This is a genomic window from Burkholderia sp. MSMB1826 (assembly GCF_001526325.1).
Taxonomy (GTDB): Bacteria; Pseudomonadota; Gammaproteobacteria; order Burkholderiales; family Burkholderiaceae; genus Burkholderia.
The window spans coordinates 802,729-825,747 of the sequence record NZ_LOYN01000010.1 but is presented as its reverse complement, the minus strand read 5'-3'; the positions used below and the strand labels follow the sequence as shown (position 1 = coordinate 825,747).

Annotated in this window: 18 protein-coding genes; 8 read left to right on the top strand and 10 right to left on the bottom strand. The window is 69.4% G+C overall.

All coding sequences use genetic code 11. The annotated features are described in order from the left end of the window. Window positions 1–254: 254 nt before the first annotated feature. Window positions 255–1,562: an MFS transporter gene (locus WS95_RS05640; protein WP_059783912.1), complete on the bottom strand. Its 1,308-nt coding sequence runs from the start codon at window positions 1,560–1,562 to the stop codon at window positions 255–257. A 536-nt stretch (window positions 1,563–2,098) separates the two neighbouring features. Here WS95_RS05640 and WS95_RS05630 point away from each other — a divergent pair. Further along, complete coding sequence (locus tag WS95_RS05630) at window positions 2,099–2,545, top strand: MarR family winged helix-turn-helix transcriptional regulator (protein ID WP_059500814.1); 447 nt, start codon at window positions 2,099–2,101, stop codon at window positions 2,543–2,545. Window positions 2,546–2,563: 18 nt separating this feature from the next. Here the strand turns inward: WS95_RS05630 and WS95_RS05625 are convergent, their stop codons facing one another. From WS95_RS05625 to WS95_RS05605, 5 genes are all read right to left on the bottom strand, one after another. After that, window positions 2,564–4,840, bottom strand: a complete 2,277-nt coding sequence (locus WS95_RS05625; RefSeq protein ID WP_059822702.1) for a xanthine dehydrogenase family protein molybdopterin-binding subunit — start codon at window positions 4,838–4,840, stop codon at window positions 2,564–2,566. Window positions 4,841–5,004: 164 nt separating this feature from the next. Beyond that, window positions 5,005–5,658: an isochorismatase family protein gene (locus WS95_RS05620; protein ID WP_034206221.1), complete on the bottom strand. Its 654-nt coding sequence runs from the start codon at window positions 5,656–5,658 to the stop codon at window positions 5,005–5,007. Window positions 5,659–5,677: 19 nt separating this feature from the next. Continuing rightward, the gene (locus WS95_RS05615) at window positions 5,678–6,718 is read right to left on the bottom strand and encodes a 2,5-dihydroxypyridine 5,6-dioxygenase (RefSeq protein ID WP_034205113.1); all 1,041 of its coding nucleotides are present in this window, start codon (window positions 6,716–6,718) and stop codon (window positions 5,678–5,680) included. 47 nt (window positions 6,719–6,765) lie between these two features. Beyond that, window positions 6,766–7,596, bottom strand: a complete 831-nt coding sequence (locus tag WS95_RS05610) for an alpha/beta fold hydrolase (RefSeq protein ID WP_059822700.1) — start codon at window positions 7,594–7,596, stop codon at window positions 6,766–6,768. Window positions 7,597–7,623: 27 nt separating this feature from the next. Then, window positions 7,624–8,376 carry a maleate cis-trans isomerase family protein gene (locus WS95_RS05605; RefSeq protein ID WP_034205111.1) on the bottom strand — a complete coding sequence of 251 codons (753 nt, stop codon included), beginning with the start codon at window positions 8,374–8,376 and terminating at the stop codon, window positions 7,624–7,626. Between the two features lie 296 nt (window positions 8,377–8,672). On the opposite strand from WS95_RS05605, the gene WS95_RS05600 reads away from it, so the two are divergent. From WS95_RS05600 to WS95_RS05585, 4 genes are all read left to right on the top strand, one after another. Then, the gene (locus WS95_RS05600) at window positions 8,673–9,830 is read left to right on the top strand and encodes an FAD-dependent monooxygenase (RefSeq protein ID WP_059783903.1); all 1,158 of its coding nucleotides are present in this window, start codon (window positions 8,673–8,675) and stop codon (window positions 9,828–9,830) included. 175 nt (window positions 9,831–10,005) lie between these two features. After that, the gene (locus WS95_RS05595) at window positions 10,006–10,509 is read left to right on the top strand and encodes a (2Fe-2S)-binding protein (RefSeq protein WP_059822698.1); all 504 of its coding nucleotides are present in this window, start codon (window positions 10,006–10,008) and stop codon (window positions 10,507–10,509) included. Continuing rightward, window positions 10,499–12,946 (top strand): c-type cytochrome, encoded by a 2,448-nt coding sequence (locus tag WS95_RS05590; protein WP_059822695.1) that lies wholly within the window; start codon window positions 10,499–10,501, stop codon window positions 12,944–12,946. The genes WS95_RS05595 and WS95_RS05590 overlap by 11 nt, the downstream gene beginning before the upstream one ends. Before the next feature lie 224 nt (window positions 12,947–13,170). Next, the gene (locus WS95_RS05585; protein ID WP_034205107.1) at window positions 13,171–13,503 is read left to right on the top strand and encodes a hypothetical protein; all 333 of its coding nucleotides are present in this window, start codon (window positions 13,171–13,173) and stop codon (window positions 13,501–13,503) included. A gap of 133 nt (window positions 13,504–13,636) precedes the next feature. Here the strand turns inward: WS95_RS05585 and mmsB are convergent, their stop codons facing one another. The 3 genes from mmsB to WS95_RS05570 all read right to left on the bottom strand — a co-directional run bounded on the left by mmsB (window position 13,637) and on the right by WS95_RS05570 (window position 17,507). Next, window positions 13,637–14,527: a 3-hydroxyisobutyrate dehydrogenase gene (gene mmsB, locus WS95_RS05580; protein ID WP_059822693.1), complete on the bottom strand. Its 891-nt coding sequence runs from the start codon at window positions 14,525–14,527 to the stop codon at window positions 13,637–13,639. Window positions 14,528–14,550: 23 nt separating this feature from the next. Continuing rightward, entirely contained in the window at window positions 14,551–16,077 is a 1,527-nt protein-coding gene (locus tag WS95_RS05575; RefSeq protein ID WP_059822691.1) for a CoA-acylating methylmalonate-semialdehyde dehydrogenase, read from the bottom strand. Between the two features lie 110 nt (window positions 16,078–16,187). Then, entirely contained in the window at window positions 16,188–17,507 is a 1,320-nt protein-coding gene (locus tag WS95_RS05570) for an MFS transporter (RefSeq protein WP_059783894.1), read from the bottom strand. Window positions 17,508–17,665: 158 nt separating this feature from the next. Between WS95_RS05570 and WS95_RS05565 the strand changes: the two genes are divergently transcribed. Continuing rightward, entirely contained in the window at window positions 17,666–18,625 is a 960-nt protein-coding gene (locus WS95_RS05565) for a LysR family transcriptional regulator (protein ID WP_059783892.1), read from the top strand. Window positions 18,626–18,718: 93 nt separating this feature from the next. Continuing rightward, on the top strand, window positions 18,719–19,510 hold the full coding sequence (locus WS95_RS05560) for a hypothetical protein (RefSeq protein ID WP_059822689.1): 792 nt from the start codon (window positions 18,719–18,721) through the stop codon (window positions 19,508–19,510). 67 nt (window positions 19,511–19,577) lie between these two features. On the opposite strand, the gene WS95_RS05555 is transcribed toward WS95_RS05560, so the two are convergent. After that, a complete protein-coding gene (locus WS95_RS05555) occupies window positions 19,578–20,300 on the bottom strand; it encodes a haloacid dehalogenase type II (RefSeq protein ID WP_059822688.1) in 723 nt (240 codons plus the stop codon). Window positions 20,301–20,764: 464 nt separating this feature from the next. Between WS95_RS05555 and WS95_RS05550 the strand changes: the two genes are divergently transcribed. Next, complete coding sequence (locus WS95_RS05550; RefSeq protein ID WP_034205101.1) at window positions 20,765–23,014, top strand: putative bifunctional diguanylate cyclase/phosphodiesterase; 2,250 nt, start codon at window positions 20,765–20,767, stop codon at window positions 23,012–23,014. The last annotated feature ends 5 nt before the right edge of the window (window positions 23,015–23,019 follow it).

Below are 23,019 nucleotides of genomic sequence, written 5' to 3'. Positions count from 1 at the left end.
CGCCGCGCAAAGCACCGCGCGGGTCGCAGCGCCGGTTGGAAGGAAGATGGCTGTCCGCCGGAGGGCGGGCGCGGGGATGACGCAATCGACGTGCCTGCGTGGCGCGAAAATCGGCGAACGGCGGCGGCGTGGCGGCGGGAAGCGCGCACGCACCGGGAGGGCGGCGTGCGCGGGATGACGCGGGGGACGTTGGGGGCGGACCGCGCGATCGGCGCGGTTGTAAAAAGGCAGTGTTGCGCGTGCGGCGCGAGGCGTCAGCGGTTCACGAGCCGGGCCGGATAGGCGAGCGCGAGTGCGCAGCCGACCAGCATGCACGCGGCGAAGCCGACCAGCCCTGCGCTTTGCGAATGGAACGTGTCGCGCAGCCAGCCGATGAAGTAGGTGCTGCCGAATCCGCCGAGGTTCGCGATCGAACACGCGAACGCGATGCCGCCGGCGGCGGCCGAGCCCTTCAGGAACGTCGACGGCAGCGCCCACACGACCGGCATCGCGGCGGCTGCGCCGGCGTTGATCAGCGAGAACAGCAGCACCGTGCCGAGCGTGCCGTGCGACGACGAAGCCGCGATCGCCAGCGCGACGGCCGACACCATGAACGGGACGACGATATGCCAGCGGCGTTCGCGCGCGCGATCGGAGCTGGCGCCGCAGTACAGCGTGGCGAGCACGGCCGCGGCGTTCGGGATCACCATCAGCCAGCCGATGTGATACGCGTCCTTCACGCCGGTGTCGCGCAGGATCGTCGGCAGCCAGAAGCTCACCGCATACAGGCCGAGCAGCACGCACAGATCGATCAGGCCGAGCGCCCACACCTTCGGATCGGAGAAGGCCTTGCCGAGCGCGTGGCTCTTGTTGCCGGCCGGATCGGCGTCGAGATTCGCGCGCAGCACCCGCTTCTCGTCGGCGTTCAGCCATTGCGCGGATTCGATGTCGTTGGGCAGCCAGCGCAGCACCGCGAAACCGAGCAGCACCGACGGCAGCGCTTCGAGCAGGAACAGCCACTGCCAGCCGCCGAGCCCGTGCACGCCGTCGAACGCACGCATGATCCAGCCGGAGATCGGGCTGCCGATCATGCTCGACAGCGGCAAGCCGACCATGAACAGCGCGACGATCCGTGCACGACGCGCATCGGGATACCACTGCGTCAGGTACAGCAGCACGCCCGGCAGGAAACCGGCTTCGGCGGCGCCGAGCAGGAAGCGCACGACGTAGAACTGCATCGGCGTCTGCACGAACATCGTCGCGCCGGACAACAGGCCCCACGTGATCATGATCCGCGCGATCCACAGCTTCGCGCCGACGCGCTGCAGCACCAGATTGCTCGGGACTTCGAACAGGATGTAGCCGGCGAAGAACAGGCCGGCGCCGAGGCCGTACACGGTGTCGCTGAACTTCAGCGCATCGAGCATCTGGAGCTTCGCGAGCCCGATGTTGATGCGGTCGAGATAGGCCGCGAAGTAACACAGGCAGAAGAGGGTGATGAGGCGCAGCGTGACCTTGCGATAGAGAGCGCCGTGCAGCGCGTCGTCGGCGGAAACGGCGGCGCTCGGGTGTGCGGTAGACATGGGACTGCCCCTGTTCGAATGTGACGGATGAATGGGTGGCTCGATCGACGCGAGCGGACGTTCCGCTGCGCACTGGAGTCTGTATATCACGTCAAATACATAGCGTACACACTAGAAAATACCGAATCGAACGGGCACGAATCCGATCGTCGTGTTGTCAGTATAAGACCGGGGAAAGCCACGATTTAAAAGGGCTTATGGACGATATGAAGCATGCGCTGAAAAGGCTGGGGCACGCGTGCCGGTATGCACGAAATTCGTGCGTATGCACTCAAAATTGAAGTGTGTGCACGAAAGCCGGCAGCGGTGCGCGCAGGGGCCTGCGGCAGCCGCCGCGACGGTGCGCGGCCGGCCCGGCGCGCCGACGCGACGAGCCGGCGACCGCTGCGCTCGGGCGACCGCCGCGCGCAATCTGCATGCGATGCCGCGAATCGTGATGCACCGCAATGACGCGATCGTTCTGCCGCCGGTTGCGCGGATTTGAGGGTGTACACTGCTTGTCTTTCATTTGCATGCGGGCGCGGGCCCGCACTCTCATGGCGTCTTCCAAGGATTCGTACGATTTTCACGATCAGGTCGGGCATCTGCTGCGCCGCGCGTATCAGCGGCACGTGTCGATTTTTCAGGAAGCGATCCCCGATTCGGATCTCACGGCCGCGCAGTTCGTGACGCTGTGCGCGGTCAAGGAACGGCAGGCGTGTTCGCTGAACGACATCGTCAAGGCGACCGCGATCGATCAGGCGACGATTCGCGGCGTCGTCGAGCGCCTGAAGACACGCGCGCTGGTCGAGGTGTTGCCCGACCCGAACGACGGCCGCAAGCTGATCGTGCGCACGACCGCGGCCGGCCTCGCGTTGATCGATCGCACGGTGCCGTTCGCGCGGCAGGTGACGGAGCGCACGTACGGCACGCTCAATCCCGGCGAACGGGTCGCGCTGCAGTTCCTGCTGCGCAAGATGATGGAAGAAGACGGCGACGCGTGACGCGCGGCGCAGGCCACGCTACGTCGCGCCCGCCGTGGCCGATGCGCGGGCCGCGTCGGCGTGCATCAGCCGGCCGGCCTCGCGCAGCGCGGTGCGCACCGTTTCGGGCGTGAACGGCGGCGCGTAGAAGCGTACGCCGGTGGCATCGAACAGCGCGTTCGCGACCGCGGCCGGGCCCGGCACCGATGCCGATTCGCCGGCACCGAGCGGCGGTTCGCCTTGCCTCGGCATCAGCACGACATCGACGTCCGGCACTTCCGCGAACGTCAGGATCGGGTAGCTCGCCCATTCGCGCGACGCGACCTTGCCGTCGGCGAACCGCACGCGCTCCTTCAGCGTGCGGCTCAATACCTGGATCACGTTGCCGTGGATCTGGTGGCGCACGCCGTCCGGGTTGATCATCGTGCCTGTGTCCTGACCGACCGTCACACGTTCGATGCGGATCTCGCCCGACGCGCGATCGACGCTCAGGTCGACGATCCAGGCCGACCACGCCGCGCCGAAGCCGGGGAAGCGGCTGTGCACGTAGCGCGCATACGCGATCCCGCGGCCGCGCACGAGCCGCGATTCGTCGCGTTCGTTCGGCGCGCGCGTGGTCCATCCCGCGCGATCGGCCACCGCCTGCAGCAGCTCGGTCGCACGCGAGTCCTGCAGGTGGCGCAGCCGGAATGCGAGCGGATCGACGCCGGTCAGCGCCGCGCATTCGTCGACGAACGCATCGTGCGCGAACGAGTTCGGCAACGCCGACACGCCGCGCAGCCACGCTGCGCGCACGAGCGGCGCGAGATCCTCGCAGACGAAGCGGCGATGCGGGCTCGCATACGGCGACACGGCCGTACGGTCGCCCATCTCGAACACGCGCGGCTCGGGCGCGATCGCGCCGGTCAGCAGCGCCGCGAGCAGCGGCGCGTCGTTCGACGGGTAGCGCGTCGTGAAGTCGTAGCCGAGCAGGCGGCCGTCGCGCGTGACGGTGCCCGTCACCTGCATCGACTGGCCCGCGCCTTTCGGTTCCCACAGATGCTCGTCCGCGCGCGACAACTGCACGCGCACCGGCCGGCCGACCGCGCGCGACAGCAGCAGCGCGTCGCCGCACACGTCGTCCGCGCCGTTGCGGCCGTAGCAGCCGGCCGCTTCCATCCGCACGACGTCGACGTCGGCTTCGTCGCGCGCGACGAGCGTCGCGAGGTCGTAGCGCAGCGACACGGGGTTCTGCGTGCCGGACCACACGGTGATTCGCCCGTCGCCCGGTGCGCGGTAGTCGGCGAGCGCGCACGACGGGCCGATCGAGCCGTGCATCTGGAACGGCCACGCGTAGGTGCGCGACAGCGTGAGCGTGTCCGGTTCCGTTTGCGCGGCGTCGACGTCGCCTTCGTCGAGCAGTACGCGGCGTCTGGCCGGCGCGGCGGCGATCGCGGCGGCCGGCTCGTCGAGCGACGGCAGCTCGGGAAGCGGCCGCCACGTCACGCGCAACTGGCGCGCGGCGCGGATCGCCTGCTCCTCGCGCTCGGCCACCACGCCGACGAAATCGCCGATCGCGACGACGGCCACGAGCCCCGGCACGTCGGCCACCGACGCGCGATCGACGCCCACGAGCGACGTGCCGACGAACGGACCGCTGTCGTGGCCCGCGTACGGCGGCCGCACGACGCGGCCGTGCAGCATGCCCGGCACGCGCATGTCGTGCACGAACGTGAGCTGGCCGGTCGCTTTCGCGGGCAGGTCGACGCGCGGCGACGAGCGGCCGACGATACGGTATTGGGTCGGGTCCTTCGTGCGGGTGTTCGGGTCGAGCGTCAGCGCGATCCGCTGCCCGGCGACGAGCGCGGCGAACGTCATCGCCTGCCCATCGACTGAAATCGTTCCATCGTCGATGTTCAACTGCGCGGCGTCGACGCCGAGCCGCTCGGCCGCGAGCGCCAGCAGCGCGTGACGGGCCTGCGCGGCCGCGCAGCGCAGCGGCGTCGCGGAAATCTGGATCGTCGCGCTCGCGATGGTCGGGCCCTGGTTCGGTGTCGCGGCCGTGTCGCCGAGCACCATCGTCACGCGCGCGGCCGGCACGTCGAGCTCCTCGGCGACGATCTGCGCGAGCGACGTGCGGATGCCGGTGCCGAGATCGACGTGCCCGTTGAACGCGAGGATGCGGCCGTCGTCGAGAATCGCGACGAAGATTTCGGGCAGCGCCGGCACGTAGGACGACAGGCTGCCCGGCTGACCGGGTGCCGGCTTCACGGGCGGCGCGGGCGGCCGGATCACGGTCAGGCAGCCGGTGCGCGCGAGCAGTTCGGAGCGGTTCACGGGGAGAGGTCCTGTCGAGGGGCGGCGCGGCCGGCGGGCGATGGCGTCGGGAAGCATTCGGGCGGCGGCGCGCGTGGCGTCAATCTAGGTCGCCAAAAGCGCAGCGTCAATTGCGGGCGACACACGATGCACTCGCACTCGCGCCGCCCGTGGTCCATCGCGACTCAGCGCGCGCGGGCCTGGGCGGCGTCGATCGCCGCGATCGCATCGTCGAGCGGCATCACGGCCGCATATTTCTGCTGCATGTCGAACAGGTTCGCGTCGTGCGGCGCGATCGCGCGATCGCCGACGCAATCGGCGAGCACGAGCGGGCGGAACCCGTGCGACATCGCATCGACGACGCTCGCGCGCACGCAGCCGCTCGTCACGGCGCCTGCGACGAGCAGCGTCTGCACCGCGCGCTGCGCGAGCCACGGCGCGAGCTGCGTGCCGAAGAACGCGGACGGCACGGTCTTGCGCACGACGAGTTCGCCGGGCGCGGGCGTGAGTTCGGGCACGATCGCGCTGTTCGGATGATGCTCGGTCAGCGTCGCCATGCCGGGCACTTTCAGCGAGAACACGTTGTCGTCGCTGCCGTCGTCCGCGTAGACGATGCGGCTGTGCGCGACCGGCCAGCCGCGTTCGCGCGCCAGCGCGAGCGCATGCGTCGTGCGCGCGATCGCCGGCGCGATGTTGCCGCCGCCGAACGTCGCGGGATCGGCGAAGCCGACCACGAAATCGACGATCAGCAGGCCGAGGTTGCCGTGCGGCGGCAGCGGCGTGCCGAAGCCCTGCTGGCGATACACGCTCGCTTCGGCGTGACGGGAAAGATCGTTCATGGTGTCGGGCACTCGTCGGTCAGGCGGGTTGATCGGTCACGCGGCCGTCGCGCACGACGGTCTCGCCGTCGAGCTCGACCGTGCAGCGGCGCAGCGGGATGTCGATGTGGCAGGTGGTCGTGCGGTTGCCGCCGCCTTCGTTGTTCGGGCCGAGCGAGAACAGGAAGTTGCCTTCGAACGCGCGCGCATCCATCCCGATCGTCGCCTCGCGGTCGTACAGCCCGAGCGTCGACCAGCGTGCGCGCGGCTGCAGCCCCCAGCCGATGTGCGAGATCGCATAGCCTTCGGGGTCGGCGAACGTTTCCATGTAGTCGCGCAGCAGATCGGCGTCGACGCCGCCTTCGATGCGCGTCGCGTAGCCGCCCTCGACGGTCAGCGCGATCGGCTCGCGCACGTAGTGCTTCTGCGGCAGCAGGATGTCGCCGCGATCGATCACGATCGTGCCGCGTGCGGTGCGATCGTTCGGGTAAGTCAGCGCGAAGCCGCTCGGCCAGTGGTCCCAGCGGCCCGGCGCGTCGACGAAGCCGTACTCGGCGGTCGGCGGAAACTCGCCGAGCGGGCATACGAGCGCGGTGCCGGCCGCCGAGTTCACGCGCATCTCGCGCGCGGCCGCGATCTTCTTCGATGCGGCGAGTACGCGTGTGCGGTCGGCCAGGGTCGGCACCATCCGCACGAGCACTTCGGGCGGCTCGACCGCGAGCAGGATCTTCGTGCCCGATTTCAGGATGTCGTGTTGCTCCGGCGAGAACAGCAGCGTCATCAGGTCGAGCACGAGATCGCTCTCGCGCAGCGCGGCGATCGCGGCCTTGTTGCCGGTCAGCGGCGTCGTGCCGAGGTAGGCGAGCGGATCGCGGCTGAACGCCTTGTCGCCGTTGACGGGCGGCAGGTCGAGCCGGTTGACGATCGCGCCCAGCGATTGCGTCGCGATCAGCGCGCACGACAGCGTCTGCGGGTGGGTGGCCGCGCTCGTCAGGATCGTGACGGTCTGGCCCGGTTCGAGGCGCGACAGCGTGAGGACCTGCTTCCACGCGTCGATCAGTTGGGTGTCGCTGACTGGCATCGTCGGCTCCGGTAAAGGCGTGAAGGAAATGGGCGGGCGCCGCGCGCTCAGGCCGCGAGCGGCGCGCCGAGGAAATCGCCGAACGCCGCGTAGAAGCCCGCCGCGTTGTCCCACGGGATCATGTGGCCGGCATCCGGCACGCGCACGTGCCGCATCGACGGCGTCGCGCGCTGCAGTTCGGCGACATCGTCGTCGCGCACCACGTCGCCGCGCTCGGCCGTGATCAGCAGCGACGGCACGGCCAGTCGCGCGGCGTCAGCGTGGAAATCGTCGGTGTGGAAGCCTTCGTACGACATGCGCACCGCGCGCTCGTCGCAGGTATGCAGCCATTCGGCGCGCAATCGCAGTTCGGCATCGGTCCAGGTCGGGCAGAACGCGCGCATGCCTTCGGCGTCGGTGCCGGCGCGCGCAAGCGCCATCGAGTCGATGTACCACGGCAGCTTGCCCGGATAGTCGCGGCGGTTCGGGCCCGACACGGGTGGGTCGACGAGCACGACCGACGCGAGCCCGCGGATGCCGCGCCGGGCCGCGCGCGCGGCGATCCGCGCGCCCATCGAATGGCCGACGAGGCTCGTGCGCGGCAAGTCGAGCGCGGCGACGAACGCCGCGACGTCGTCCGCCTGCGCATCGAGGCTGTAGTCGAGCGCCGGCGATGCTTCCGACAGCCCGCGGCCGCGTACGTCGAGCACGTAGGTGTCGAACGCCGCGCCGAAGGTTTCTCCGACGAAGCCCCAGGTGATCGCGGGGCTCGTGATGCCTGGAATCAGCACGATCGCCGGGCGCGATGCGCGCGCGCCGGTCGCGCCGCCGTAGCGCAGATAGTGCTGGCGGATGCCGTTGGCGCGGACGTTCGCGCCGTACAGGAAAGTCGAGGGCATGGGGCGTCTCCGAAGTGGCGGCGGCACTCAGTAAGCGCCCGACAGCAGCGCGCCGGCGCCGGGCACGACCGGCTCGAGGTCGAGTTCGCGCAGCATCGCGTAGGTGGTCGCGATCGCGGCGGTGATCACCGGCTTGCCCGTCATCGCCTCGACCTTCGCGACGGCCGGCAGCGACGGCATCTGCACGCACGCGGACAGCACGATCGCATCGGCGTCCCGGTACGGCAGCGTTTTCACGATGTCGGGCAGGCGCGCCGGATCGTGGCGGCCGACGTCGAGGTTGTCGGGGATTTCCAGCGCGCGGTAGGCGAGCACGTCGAAGCCTTCGTTGCGGATGTAGTCGACCACCAGCTCGGTGAGCGGCAGCATGTACGGCGCGACGACGACGATCCGCTTCGCGCCGATCACCTTCAGCGCGTCGACGAGTGCACCCGCGCTCGTCAGTACCGGCGCCTGCGCGCCGTTGTCGGCCGTGTGCTTCGTGAGGCGCGCCTGCGACACGCGGTGGTAGCCGTGCCCCATCGCCATGATCGCGACGAGGCACGCGTAGCCGAGCACGTCGACGCGCGCATCGCTCAGTTCCACCGCGCAGCGGTCGGATTCGGCATCCATCGCCGCGAGCTCTTCCTTGACGACCTTCTTCATCCGCATCCGGCTCGAGTGATACGTGAAGCGCTCGGGACGGATTGTTTCGCGCAGCCGCAGCATCGCGGGAATCTCGGTTTCCATCGTCGTGTTGGAACTCGGCACGATCTGGCCGATGCGGTAGGTCTTGCTCATGACGGGAGGCTCCGTGTCGGTGAGGGTGGGGCGGCTCGCGGGCGGGATCGCCGGATGTTGGGCAAAGTCTAGTGTGTACATTTGAAAATGGCAATGGATCAAAATGACGTCAGACATGGTTGTATTGTTATCGTGCGCGGGGTTCAGGCGAATAATTGGTGTTTTCCCGAATGCGGTGGCGTCGATCGACAATCCGCTTGTCCTGAATAAATTGAGTGTGTACGCTACATAAACGCCATTCAATCCGCCCGTCCTCGCGCCGCGTTCGGCAACGGGCCCACGATCAGGAGATCCGCATGAGCAAACCCCGTATCGCAATCATCGGCGCCGGCCTCGGCGGCACGGCCGCTGCGGCGCTGCTGCAGCGCGGCGGTTACGACGTCGCGCTGTACGAGCAGGCGCCCGCGTTCTCGCGTCTCGGCGCGGGCATCCATCTCGGTCCGAACGTGATGAAGATCATGCGGCGCATCGGCTGCGAGGACGCGCTGGAAACGATGGGTTCGCATCCGGATTGCTGGTACAGCCGCGATTGGCAGACGGCCGACGTGCTGTCGCGGATTCCGCTCGGCGACTACGCGCGCAAGACCTACGGCGCGAGCTACCTGACCGTGCATCGCGGCGATTTCCACGCGCTGATGACGCAGGCGGTGACGCCCGGCACGATTCGCTTCGGCAAGCGGCTCGCGGCGGTGGAGGACACCGGCAGCGAGGTGCGCCTCACGTTTGCCGACGGCAGCGTCGAGACGGCCGACATCGCGATCGGCGCGGACGGCGTGAACTCGCGGCTCCGCGAGCATCTGCTCGGTGCGGAACCGCCGCGCTACACCGGTTATGTCGCGCACCGCGCGGTGTTCCCCGCGTCGCTGCTCGGCAACAAGCCGTACGACATGTGCGTGAAGTGGTGGTCGGAGGATCGCCACATGATGGTCTATTACGTGACCGAGAAGCGCGACGAGTACTACTACGTGACGGGGGTGCCGCAGGCCGAGTGGCCGGAAGGCGTGTCGATGGTCGACAGCAGCCGCGACGAGATGCGCGAGGCGTTCGCCGGTTTCCATCCCGACATCCAGCACCTGATCGACGTGTCGCCGTCGATCACCAAATGGCCGCTGCTCGAGCGCGATCCGCTGCCGCTGTGGAGCCGCGGCCGTCTCGTGCTGCTCGGCGACGCGTGCCATCCGATGAAGCCGCACATGGCGCAGGGCGCGGCGATGGCGATCGAGGACGCCGCGATGCTCGCGCGCTGTCTCGACGAAGTCGGCATCGGCGACCATGCGGGCGCGTTCGCGCTGTACGAGGCGAACCGCGCGGCGCGTGCGTCGAAGGTGCAGCTCGTGTCGCACAACAACACGTGGCTGCGCACCAACGAGGATCCGTCGTGGGTGTTCGGGTACGACGTGTTCGACGTGCCGCTCGAGGCGCCGTCGCGCGGCAACGTGGCGGCCGCGGCCTGACGCGCGGCGCCGGTGCCGGTCGGCACTGGGCAGCCGTTTCGCCGGCGCGGGCATCGATGCGTCGCAACGCGCGCATTTCGGCGTGTTATATGTCAGGCGCGTCGGCAGGCGCCAGCCGGCGGTCGTGTCCGCCGCCGGCCGACTCCGGCCCGCACGCCGTATTCCGGATCCATTCATGTCCCATCCCGCTTCTCCGTCGCGGCCGCTGGCGTTTCGCGTGAACGGCACGCCGCATACCTTCGCCGACGCCGCGCCCGACGCGCCGCTGCTGCTGGTCCTGCGCAACGATTGCGCGCTCAACGGTCCGAAATACGGCTGCGGGCTCGGGCAGTGCGGTGCGTGCACGGTGCTCGTCGACGGGCAGGCCACGCGTTCGTGCGTGGTGCCGGCCGCCGCCGCGCACGGACGCGACGTCACGACGCTGGAAGGGCTCGGGTCGCGCGACGCGCCGCATCCGATCCAGCGCGCGTTCATCGACGAGCAGGCCGCGCAATGCGGTTATTGCCTGAACGGAATGATCATGAGCACGAAGGCGCTGCTCGAGCGCAACCCGACACCCGACGATGCGGCGATCCGGGAGGCGTTGCGCTTCAACCTGTGCCGCTGCGGCACGCATCTGGAGATCATCCGCGCGGTGCGTCGCGCCGCACGCTATTTGCGAGGCGGCGATGAAGCCTGAGGCGGATCTGCCCGCGGCGGCGGCGCGCGTGACGGAACCGGCGCCGCACGATGAAGCGGCCGCCGACGCATCGCGCCCGCACCGCGCGCGCTACGCGTGGCCGCTCAGCGATGCGCACACGCATGCCTCGTTCGCGATCGAAACCCGGACCGCGCCCGATGGCCGGATGACGACCTGGCGCTATCGTGCGCAGGCGCCCGACGCAGGCGCGGGCGATGCTCGCGCAGTGGAGGAACGCGCCGATCCCGGCACCCCATCGCCGTTCGTGTACCGGCACGCGCAGACGTCGATCGAGCTGGCCGATGCAGATCGCGCGATTCCCGGTCACGCGCACGTCTTTGCCCGCGAATCCTTCGTCGACGAACTCGCGGGCGCATTGCGGTGCGATCCGGTCGCGTTGCGGTTGCAGCATCTCGATGCCGCGCGGGACGCGGGCCCGCGCGAAACGATCCGGATGGTCAGCGAACGCGCCGCGTGGGGCGTGCCGGTTGCGGCGCGGGCGAACGCGCCGTCGCGCGTCAGCGGCCGCGGTTTCGCATTCGACGGCGAGCGTGCCGATGCGCGCGCAGCCGCGTCCGGCGACGATGGCGGCCACGAATCGCGCTGGTCGGCGTGGATCGTCGATCTCGAGGTCGATTGCGCGACGGGCGATGTCTCGGTGCGGCGCGTCGTGGCCGGGCAGGGCGCCGGCGAGCCGGGCGACGCGTCGATGACGGGCCTGCCGGCGTGGCAGATCGAGGCCGCGATATCGCGCGTGATGGGGGCACGGTTGTCCGCGCGGCCCGCATACGACGAAACCGAGGCCGGCGCGCGGCCCGACGCGTTCGCGCACGAGCTGGTTGCAGTCGATGCAGCCGCGCATCGCGCACACGGCGACCTGTCCGCATACGACGCGCGGCGAATCGAACAGGCGGCCGCGCCGGCCGCAGCTGCGATCGCCAACGCGCTGTACGACGCGACCGGCGTGCGTTTTCGTGCGCCGCCGTTCGACGCCGCGCACATTCGCGCCGCGCTCGCGCAACCGGCGCCGGCCGATGCGGATGCTGATGCCGGTGCCGGCGACGGCGACGGCGACGGCGACGGCGACGGCGACGGGCCGCGGCCAGCCGCGCGCCGCGCATCGCGCTGGCGCCGCTGGCTGGCCGGCGGCGGCGCGGGCGGCGTGGTCGGCGGGCTGATCGGGCTCGCGTGCGCGATCCTGCCGGGCCCGGCGCCGATCGCGCCCGTTGCGCCGGGCGGCGCGGACGGCGCGATGTGGAGCGCGGCGACGCTCGAACGCGGCCGCCAGATCGCGCTCGCCGGCGATTGCGCGGTGTGCCACACGGCGCCGGGCGGCGCGACCAATGCGGGCGGGCTCGCGCTCGATACGCCGTTCGGCACGATCTACACGACGAATCTCACGCCCGATCCGGAAACCGGCATCGGCGCGTGGTCGTATCCGGCGTTCGCCCGCGCGATGCGCGAAGGCATCTCGCGCGACGGCTCGCACCTGTATCCGGCGTTCCCGTACACCGCATTCGCGAAGCTGAGCGAGCCCGATCTGCTCGCGCTCTATGCGTACCTGATGTCGCAGCCGGCGGTGAAGCACGAGCCGCCGAAGACGAAGCTGCCGTTCCCGCTCGACCGGCGGGGTCTCGTGGCCGGCTGGAACTGGCTGTTTCACGATGCGCGGCCATTTGCGCCGGACCCGGCGCGCTCGGCGACGTGGAATCGCGGCAAGTATCTGGTCGACGGCGCCGGGCACTGCGGCGCCTGCCACACGCCGCGCAACGCGCTCGGTGCGGAGAAGGGCGGCCTTGCCTACCTGGCGGGCGGCGAAGCGGAAGGATGGGTCGCGCCGCCGCTCGTCGCGTCGCCGGCTTCGCCCGTACCGTGGACCGAAGGCGCGCTGTTCGACTATCTGCGCACGGGGTTCTCGGCGCAGCACGGCGTCGCGGCCGGGCCGATGGCGCCCGTCGTCGCGGGGCTCGCGGCGCTGCCCGAGTCCGACGTGCGGGCGATCGCGCATTATCTGGCGTCGCTGTCGCCGCCCGTCGATGCGGCAGTCGCCGCGGACGCGGCCAGCCGCCACGCGCGCGGCGCGGAAACGATCGCGACGCTCGGCCTCGAGAACGGCCGTCGCGCGTTCGATGCGGCGTGCGCGGTCTGTCACGCGGAATCGGGCGGCGTCGGGCATTTCGGCGTGCGGCCGCTGATGGGGCTCAACACGAGCGTCAGCCAGGCGACGCCGGACAACCTGCTACGCGTGCTGCACCACGGGATCGACCGGCCGGCCACCGACGGGCTCGGCTACATGCCGGGCTTCGGCGATGCGTTCGACGATCGCCAGATGGCCGAGCTTGCCGCCTACATTCGCGCCCGCTACGCGCCGGGGCAGCCGGCGTGGCGAAACCTCGCGGAAGCGTCCGCGAAAATCCGGCAGGCGGGCGCCCATTGACCGTCGCGCCGGCGTGAGCGCTCCGGCCGGCGGACGCGCCGGGCGAAATGACCTGCCTGACGAAAACGAGGGTCGACGACGGCTGTAAATCTTGCCTGATTCGGCCATCGTTTAACCATTCGAAACAATGTGTTCACCGAAAGGGGCATGATCTCCGGCGATCGAGCAGGCATACTGTCGCCTATGTTGCTCAATGCACGTCGCCCGGCGTGCGCTTGCCCTCCATGTCCATTCCAGTCTCTTTTCGAACCTTGCGATGGTTGACCATTGCGGCTGCTGCATGCTTGCTCGCCGCGTGTTCGACTGCTTCCGACGTGACGGCGACGTCGAACCCGAACGTGTTCACCGTGACGACGCACACGGTCGGCGTGTCGACGACGTGGGCCGACGCCCACGAGAAGGCCGTCAGCGAAGCCACCAACTACTGCACGCAGCGCGGGATGCGCGCGAGCATGAAGCAGGAGTCGCTGAGCGGCGGCCGCCGCATCGACGCACGTTCCGAACTCGCGTTCGAGTGCCATCCGACCTTCGAGACGGCGTCGAACCCGCGCGGTTGACCGAGCGGCGGCGCCGTTGCGCCGCCCGCGCAGGACACGCCGCCCGCGTTCTCCTTCCCCCGCATGCAAACCGACCCGCGACGCCATTCGGGCGCATCGCGGGTCGGCGCACGTCCGGCGGCGGCCGGGCGGGTCAGGACGGCTGCGCCTCGTACAGCTTCACGCACGCGGAGAAGTCGAGCGCGCCGAGCCCCTGCTGGCTCATCGACTGATACAGCTGCTGCGCGAGCGCGCCCATCCAGACCGGCTGATGCGCGCTGCGCGCGGCTTCGGTCGCGAGCCCGAGATCCTTCAGCATCAGGTTCGCCGCGAAGCCGCCCGCATAGCCGCGCGCGGCCGGCGCCGTGTCGCTCACGCCCGGATACGGGTTGTACGCGTCCGAACTCCAGCAGCGGCCGGTCGACGTGTTGATGATGCCGGCCAGCACGGCCGGCTCGATGCCGAGCGCGGCGCCCAGCGCCATCGCTTCCGCGACGCCCATCATCGAGATCCCGAGCAGCAGGTTGTTGCAGATCTTCGCGATCTGCCCGGTGCCGGTGCCGCCGCAGTGCACGACGTTCTTGCCCATGTCCAGCAGCACCGGGCGGATGCGCTCGAACAGCGCACCGTCCGCGCCGACCATGAAGGTCAGCGTGCCGGCCTGCGCGCCGCCGGTGCCGCCCGACACGGGCGCGTCGGCGAGCGGGAAGTCGCGCTGCGCGGCGGCGTCGGCCACCGCGCGCACGGTGCCGGGATCGATCGTGCTGCAGTCGATCAGCGTCGCGCCGGCGCGCGCACCGGCCAGCACGCCGTCGCCGCCGAGGTAGACGGCGCGCACGTGCTGCGCGGCCGGCAGCATCGTGATCACGACGGCGCCGCGCGCGGCCGCGTCGCGCGGCGAGCCGGCCGCCGTCGCGCCGGCGCGCACCGCGGCGTCGACCGCGTGCGCGTCGAGGTCGAACACCGTCAGCGCGTGGCCGGCCTTGAGCAGGTTGGCGGCCATGGGGCCGCCCATGTTGCCGAGTCCGATGAATGCAATGTCCATGTCGAGGTTCCCTGTGCGTTGCATCAGCGCAGCGCGATCGTCGTGTTCACGCCGCCGGCCGTCGCGTCGTCGTCGAACCAGCGCGCGGTGACCGTCTTGGTCTGCGTGTAGAACTGCACGACCTGCTTGCCGTACGGGCCGAGATCGCCGAGCTTCGAGCCGCGCGAACCGGTGAAGCTGAAGTAGGGCACCGGCACCGGAATCGGAATGTTGATGCCGACCTGGCCGACGTCGATCTCGCTCTGGAACTTGCGCGCGGCCGCGCCGCTCTGCGTGAACAGGCCCACGCCGTTGCCCATCGGGTTCGCGTTGACGAGCGCGATCGCGTCGTCGAGCGTGTCGGCCTCGAGCACCACCACCACCGGCCCGAAGATTTCTTCGGTGTAGATCGACATGTCGGTCGTCACGCCCGAGAAGATCGTCGGGCCGACGAAGTTGCCCTGCTCGTAGCCGGGCACCTTCACGTCGCGGCCGTCGAGCAGCAACGTCGCGCCTGCTTTCACGCCCGCGTCGATCAGCGACAGGATGCGTTCCTTCGCCGCCTTCGACACGACCGGGCCGACGTCGGTGCCGGCTTCGGCGCCCGCGTTGACCTTCAGCGCCTTCGCCTTGTCGACGAGATCGGGCAGCCAGTCGCGGGCCTTGCCGACCAGCACGACGACCGACGTCGCCATGCAGCGCTGGCCGGCCGCGCCGAAGCCCGCGCCGACGAGCGCGTTGATCGTCTGTTCGCGGTGCGCGTCGGGGAGCACGACCGCGTGATTCTTCGCGCCCATCATCGACTGCACGCGCTTGCCGTGCTGGCTGCCGAGGTTGTACACGTGCGTGCCGACGCGCGTCGAGCCGACGAACGAGATCGCCTTGATGTCCGGGTGCGTGCACAGGCGGTCGACTACCGTCTTGCCGCCATGCACGACGTTCAGCACGCCTTTCGGCACGCCGGCCTCGATCGCGAGTTCGACGAGCTGCATGGTCGACAGCGGGTCCTGCTCCGACGGCTTCAGCACGAACGTGTTGCCGCATACGATCGCCATCGGGAACATCCACAGCGGGATCATCCCGGGGAAATTGAACGGCGTGATGCCCGCGCACACGCCGATCGGCTGGCGCAGCGTGTAGGTGTCGACGCCGCCCGCGACGTTCTCCGCGAATTCGCCTTGCTGCAGCGTGCCGATCGAGCATGCGTGCTCGACCACTTCGAGGCCGCGGAAGATGTCGCCCTGTGCATCGGGCAGCGTCTTGCCTTGTTCGGCCGTCAGCGTATGCGCGATCCGTTCGAGATTGCGGCGCACCAGCTCCTGGAACTTCAGCATGATGCGCAGGCGCGCGCCGATCGGCGTCGTCTTCCAGGTCTGGAACGCGCGCTGCGCGGACGCGATCGCGGCATCGACCTCGTCGAGCGTCGCATACGGCACGCGGCCGATGAGTTCCTGCGTCGCGGGGTTGACGATGTCGCCCCATTCGGCGCTTTGCGAATCGACGAACGCGCCGTCGATCAGCAGCTTGGCGGTGGGCAGGGCGAGGGTGGTCTGGGGAACTGCGGCGTTCATGGAACTCTCCGGGAATCGGTGGTGCGAAGGAAAAGAGGGCTGCGTCCGCCGCGCGTGCGGCCACGGCGGACGGCAGGTCGAACTGAAATCGGACGAATGCGTGCGGCGGACTAGGTGCGCGCCGGACGCATCAGCGCGGTACACGCGAGTGCGAACACGCCGAAGCCGACGAGGTACGCGATCACGTAGTGCGGCTGGCCGCCGCCGGCCTTGAGCAGCGACGTCGCGATCATCGGCGCGAAGCCGCCGCCGATCACGCCGGCCAGCTGCACCGACAGCGAGATGCCGCTGTAGCGGATTTCCGCCGGGAACTGCTGCGCGAACAGCAGCGATTCCGGCGCGTAGAGGATCGGGAACACGACGCCGAGGCCGAGCACGATCGCCCACCATGCGTACGACGTCTGCTGCGTGCCGAGCATCGTGAAGAACGGCGCGGCGAACGCGCACATCAGCACGAGGCCGAGCGCGAACATCCGGCGCTGGCCGATGCGGTCGCTCAGATGCCCGCACAGCGGCATCGTGACGAGCGACAGCACCGCGCCGGCCGTGATCGCATGCAGCATCTCGGCTTTGGGCAAATGCAGTTGCTGGGTCGCGTAAGCGAGCGCGAACGTGACGACCATGTAGAACCAGGTGTTCTCGGCCGCGCGCGCGCCGACGATCGTCAGCACTTCGCGCGGATGGCGGCGCAGCGCGGCCGTCACCGGCGATTTCTCGGCCTTGCCTTGGCGCTGCATCTTCTCGAAGTCGGGCGACTCCGGCACCTTCGCGCGGATGAACCAGCCGAGGCCGACGAGCGCGATGCTCGCGAGAAACGGCACGCGCCAGCCCCACGACAGCATGTCGGCTTCCGGCAGCGCGGCCACCGCGGCCATCGCCACCGACGACAGGATCAGGCCGAGCCCGACGCCCGTCTGCGGCAGGCTGCCGAACAGCCCCTTGCGGCCCTTCGGCGCGTGCTCGACGGCCATCAACACCGCGCCGCCCCATTCGCCGCCGACGGCCATCCCCTGCAGGAAGCGCATCGCGATCAGCAGCGCGGCGGCCCAGTAGCCGATGCGGTCGTACGACGGGATCATCCCGATGATCATGCTCGGCACGCCCATCAGCAGCAGCGTGATCATCAGCATCGACTTGCGGCCGATGCGGTCGCCGAAGTGGCCGAACACGATGCCGCCCATCGGCCGCCCGATGAAGCCGACCGCGAACGTGCCGAATGCGGCGAGCGTGCCGACGACCGGGTCCAGCGACGGGAAGAAGATGCGGTTGAACACGAGCGCGGCGGCCGTGCCGTAGAGGAAGAAGTCGTACCACTCGATCGTCGTGCCGGCCATGCTGGCCCAGCCGGCCAGCAGGTAGTGCTTCGCGGTGCGTTCGGGGGCCGGCGTTGCGACTGCCGCATGCTCGTCGAGGGTGGATCGGGTCTGCATGGTGTCTCCGTGGTAGTTATTGCCGCGGCTCGTGGTCCGCAGGTCACGGTCGAGTATAGTTATGCGCAGATTCACGATGTACCGATAAAGAAACCGGTTGGATGTGCATTTATGCATATCGACGGCCGGCCCGGAGACGCCCGCCTTTTCCTTCGCCGATGCGACATGCCACCGAGCCGGTTTCCGGCAATTTGAACTGGGACGACCTGCGCTTTTTCCTCGAGGTTGCGCGCACGCAGCGCGCGAGCGGCGCCGCGAAGCGGCTCGGCGTCGACTACACGACCGTCGCGCGGCGCATCCGCGCGCTCGAGGCCGCGATGGGCACGCTGCTGTTCGACAAGTCGCGCTCCGGCGGCTTCGCGCTGACGGCCGAAGGGCAGCGGCTCGTCGCGTATGCGGATGCGATGGAGACGACCGTGCAGTCCGCGTGCGACCAGATCGCGAATACCGGCGAGGCGCTGTCGGGCCACGTGCGGATCGGGTCGACCGAAGGGTTCGGCTGCTTTTTCCTCGCGCCGCAGCTCGCGCGGTTCCGCGCCGCGCATCCGCACGTGACGGTCGACCTGCTGCCGGTGCCGCATTTCGTCAACCTGCCCAAGCGCGAGGCCGATCTCGCGATCACGCTCGAGCGCCCCGAACGCGGGCCTTACGTGGTCACGAAGCTGTGCGACTACCAGTTGCGGCTCTATGCGACGCGCGACTATCTGGCGAACCACGCGCCGATCACGTGTACGGACGATCTCGCGCAGCACGCGTTCATCAGCTACGTCGACGATCTCGCGTTCAGCAACGAGCTGCTGTACCTGGACCGCGCGGTGCCCGGCGCGACGGCCGGTTTGCGCACGACCAGCGTGATCGCGCAGTATTTCGCGGCGCTGCAGGGCGGCGGCCTCGCGATCCTGCCGTGTTTCATGGCGGCCGCGCAGCCGGCGCTCGCGCCCGTGCTGCCGAATGATGTAGTCGTCACGCGGTGTTTCTGGCTGACGTGCCGCGAGGATCTGCGCAAGCTGCGGCGCGTGACCGCGCTGTGGGATTACCTGCGCGCGGCGGCGGACGCGAATCGCGCGTTGCTGTCGGGGGAGTCGGGGATGCTGCGCTTCGTCGGCGAGCCGGAATAGCGGTCGAAGGGCGGGGCGCGACGGCGACGCGGCGATCGATCTGGATGACAACACGGCCGGCGGCGATTCGACCGGCTAGCGGGGAGAAGGCAAATGGCTTTGACGCATGCGGGCAAGGTTTTCGTGGTGTGCGTGGTGGTATTCGGCGTGACCGCCTACTGGCTCGCGTCGCGCATGGTGCGCCGACAGACGGGCGGCAAGCGCGGCTCCGGCGGCGCGGTCGCGTTCTGGTGGCTCGTATGTTTTTGCCTGGTGTCGCTGTTGTTCCCGTTCGTGTACTGGATCGGCGACGAGCTCTACGCACTGACGGTATCGCCGAAATACGAAGCGACCGTCGTGTCCTACCAGTCCGAGTGGGATACCTGCGAGCGCCGCGACAGTTCGGGGCGAACCTCGTCGTACCGGTGCATCAATTACACGTCGATCCTGGAAGCCGTGATGCCGGATGGCGAACGCATCGTGCTGCCGGGCAACATCCGTTCGGGGGCCGTGCCCGAAATCGGCGAGAAGATCGATGTCGTGTTGCCGCAAGGGGCTCATCAGTGGCACGAACGCAGCGTGCGGAGTATCGGGCTGCTGGCCGGCGGCACGGTGATGGTCGCGATCATCGGGTATTTCGTGTACCTGATCGCGGCGTACGGGGCCGGGAAGAAGATCGACGGCGCGGCACGCTTTGGCGTGGCGGCGGTGCTGAACGGGCTCGTGCCGCTCGGTGCGCTGCTGATGGAACTCGCCTTGCTGAGCGTGCCGTACCGTTACTGGGCGCACGGGAATCCGCAGCAATGGCCGGTGTGGGTGCTCGCGCTGTGCCTGCTGTTCGCGCTGGCGCTGCTGCCGTTGCTGCTCATCTACGCGCGAACCGCGTGGCGGGCGGTGGTGAAGTAGCGGAGGCGCGGCATGCCTGTACCGCGCCTCGCGAGCGCGGCGCGGGGGCAGGTCGCGTCGCCGGCGCTCAACCCGGGCAGCCCAGCCGATCCGCGAGCTCGTTCAGATCTTTGACGTCGAAATCCCACGCCTCGTCGGCTTGCAGGTCGGTCGTCTGGCCGGGCCCGTGCTCGGTCGGCCGCAGCACGAACGCGGTCGACAGCCCGAGCCGGCGCGCGGCCGCGAGATCGCCGTTGTGCGCGGCCACCAAGCACAGCTCGGCCGGCGCGAGACCGAGAATCTCGACCGCTTCGGTATAGACGGCCGGCGACGGCTTGTACGCGCGCGCCACCTCGGCGCCGAGAATCGCGTCCCACGGCAACCCGCCGTGTTTCGCGACGTCGACCATCAGCCGGATGTTGCCGTTCGACAGCGGCGCGATGATGTAGCGTCGCTTCAGACGCTGCAGCCCGGCGACGGCATCGGGCCACGGATCGAGCCGATGCCATGCGAGATTCAGTGCGTCGATGTCGGCATCGGGCACGTCGTCGATGCCGAAGCGGTCGAGCGTGCGCACGAGGTTCTCGCGATGCAGCACGTCGAGCCGCACGTAGCGGCGGCGCCCGCTGCGGATTTCTTCCATCGACGGCGAATACTCGGCGCGCCACGCATCGGCGAACGCGAACGGGTCGAGCGTCGGCGCGTGGCGCGCCAGGAATGCGGCGGCACCGCGTGCGACACCGCTTCTCCAGTCGACGATCGTTCCGAAGACATCGAAAACGAGCGCCTTGATTTCGGCAGGATTCGTCATGGTGATCCAGTGAAGGTCGTTCGATGAGGGGTCACATCGCCGTGCCGCCGGATGGCGCGACGTCGGTTCGATCGACATTGAATCACGGATACGAAAACGCGGCCCGGGAGGCCGCGATGCGTGGCTCGGTATTTCCGTCGCGGTGCGGGTCGCTGCCGCGGCTGCGTGGCCGAGCACATCCGGAAGGATCGACGGGCGGCGCGCCTGCGCCTTCGTGCAGCGCAGCAACCCTGTCGTCGCACCGGCCGCCGCCGGCGAGCCGCGCGGCAACCGAGCGTATCCCCTGATGCAAGCAGGCACGCCGGTTGTGCCGGATTGGTGTTAAATACATTTCGGCGCGCCCAGGCACGGCGTGCAAACGGGGCGCACCGTGCATCGGCGTAAACCCGAGGCGGGACAGGGCACGAAATATCGATAACGAATCGGGCGCATCAGACCCGGTCGGACAGACGGCAGGATTCATCTTGAATACCGAACCGCAAAGTTCTCGCTACAGCTTCGGGCTCGCCGCGGAAGTGCTCGCGTCCGAGCAGAGCGTGCTGAGACTGATCACGCGCAACACGCCGCTGCCGGAACTGCTGTCCGAAGTTTGCCGGCGTGCCGAGGTTTTGCTCGGCGACGGCGCGTCGTGCACGATCCTGCTGCTCGATACGGACGGCGTGCACGTGCGCGTCGGCGCGGCGCCGTCGCTGCCCGCGCAGTACAGTGCGGCGATCGACGGCGCGGCGATCGGGCCGGCGGCCGGCTCGTGCGGCACCGCGATGTACGAGCGCCGGATGGTCGCCGTCGAGGACATCGAAACCGATCCGCGGTGGGCCGACTATCGCGCCATTGCATTGCCGCTGGGCTTGCGCGCGTGCTGGTCGGTGCCGTTCGTCGACGAGGCCGGCGTCGTGCTCGGCGCGTTCGCCATCTATCACCACCGGCCGTGCCTGCCGAGCGACGAGGAAACCGCGCTGTTGCGCGATATCGGCAACAGCGTCGGCCTCGCGGTGCACCAGGACCGGATCGCGCGGCAGCTTGCGCGCAGCGAGGAACATCACCGGCTCGTCGTCAACAGCCTGAACGAAGGAATACTCGTCGTGTCGCACGACGGCGTCGTGGTCGCGAGCAACCCGAGCGCGAACCGGATGATGCGCGTGAAGGGCGAACTCGTCGGGCGCCGGCTGTCGACGGTGATCCTGCGCAAGCTGCGCGAAGACGGCACGCCGATCGCGCCGGACGACTGGCCGAGCCGGATCGCGCTCGTGACGGGCACGCCTCAGCTCGGCTACACGGTCGGCTTCGGCCTCGCGGACGGCGACATCATCTGGGTGCGCGGCAACGCGGTGCCGATCGTGAGGCCGGGCGAGACGCAGGCCGACTCGGTGCTCGTGTCGTTCAACGACATCGGCCCCGTGCGCGAAGCGCAGCAGCAGTTGCGCTACATGGCGACCCGCGACGCGCTGACGGGCCTCTACAACCGCCGCTGGCTCGGCGACCGCATGCGCGAACTGTTCGGCGTGCACGACGCGGCGGCCGGGCCCGCGCGCGTCGCGATCCTGTTCATCGATCTGGTCGGCTTCAAGAAGGTCAACGACACGGCCGGTCACGACGCGGGCGACGCGCTGCTGCGCAGCGTCGCGGCGCGGCTCGCGGCCTGTGCGGACGGCCGCTACGCGCTCACGCGCGTCGGCGGCGACGAGTTCGTGATCCTCGTCGACGACTGCGACGATCCCGAGCATCTCGCGGTGCTCGCGCGCGAGGTCATCGACGCGATCGCGAAGCCGTTCGCGATCGCGAACAACGAATACTGGCTCGGCGTATCGATCGGGATCAGCGTCGCGCCGCGCGACGGCGACGACGCCGTGACGCTGATGCGCAACGCCGATTCGGCGATGTACGACGCGAAGCAGCGCGGCCGCAACCACTTCACGTTCTTCACCGCCCAGCTCAACCTGCGGCTGCAGCGCCGCTTCGCGATCGAGCAGTCGCTGCGGCGCGCGCTCGCGTCGGACATGCTGCGGCTCGCGTATCAGCCCGTCGTCGATGCGCGCAGCGGCCGCACGGTCGGCGCCGAGGCGCTGCTGCGCTGGACGAGCCCCGAGCTCGGGCCGATGTCGCCGGCGGAATTCATTCCGGTCGCGGAAGACACGGGGCTGATCGTCGCGATCGGCCAGTGGGTGCTCGAAACCGCGTGCCGGCAGGCGGCCGAGTGGCGTCGCACGATCGCGCCGGACCTGATGCTGGCGGTCAACCTGTCGCCGCGGCAGTTTCACGAAGGGCTCGTCGAATCGGTCGCCCGCTGTCTCGCGCATACGCGGCTCGACCCGTCCGCGCTCGAACTCGAGATCACCGAAGGCGTGCTGATGAACGACACGGACACCGTGCTGCCGATGCTCGAAGCGCTCACGGACATGAACGTGCGGATCTCGGTCGACGATTTCGGCACCGGTTATTCGTCGCTCGCGTACCTGAAGCGTTTTCCGCTGCACAACCTGAAGGTCGACCGCTCGTTCGTGTCGGGCGTGCCCGATCATCACGACTCGGTCGCGATCACGCAGGCGGTCGTCGCGATGGCCCATTCGCTCGGGATGAAGGTCACGGCCGAAGGCGTCGAGACGCAGGCGCAGTCGTGGTTCCTGCAGCAGATCGGCTGCGACATGCAGCAAGGCTATCTGTTCAGCCGCCCGCTGGACGCGAACGACTACGCGCGCCGGCTCGGCGCCGCCTGAGCGCG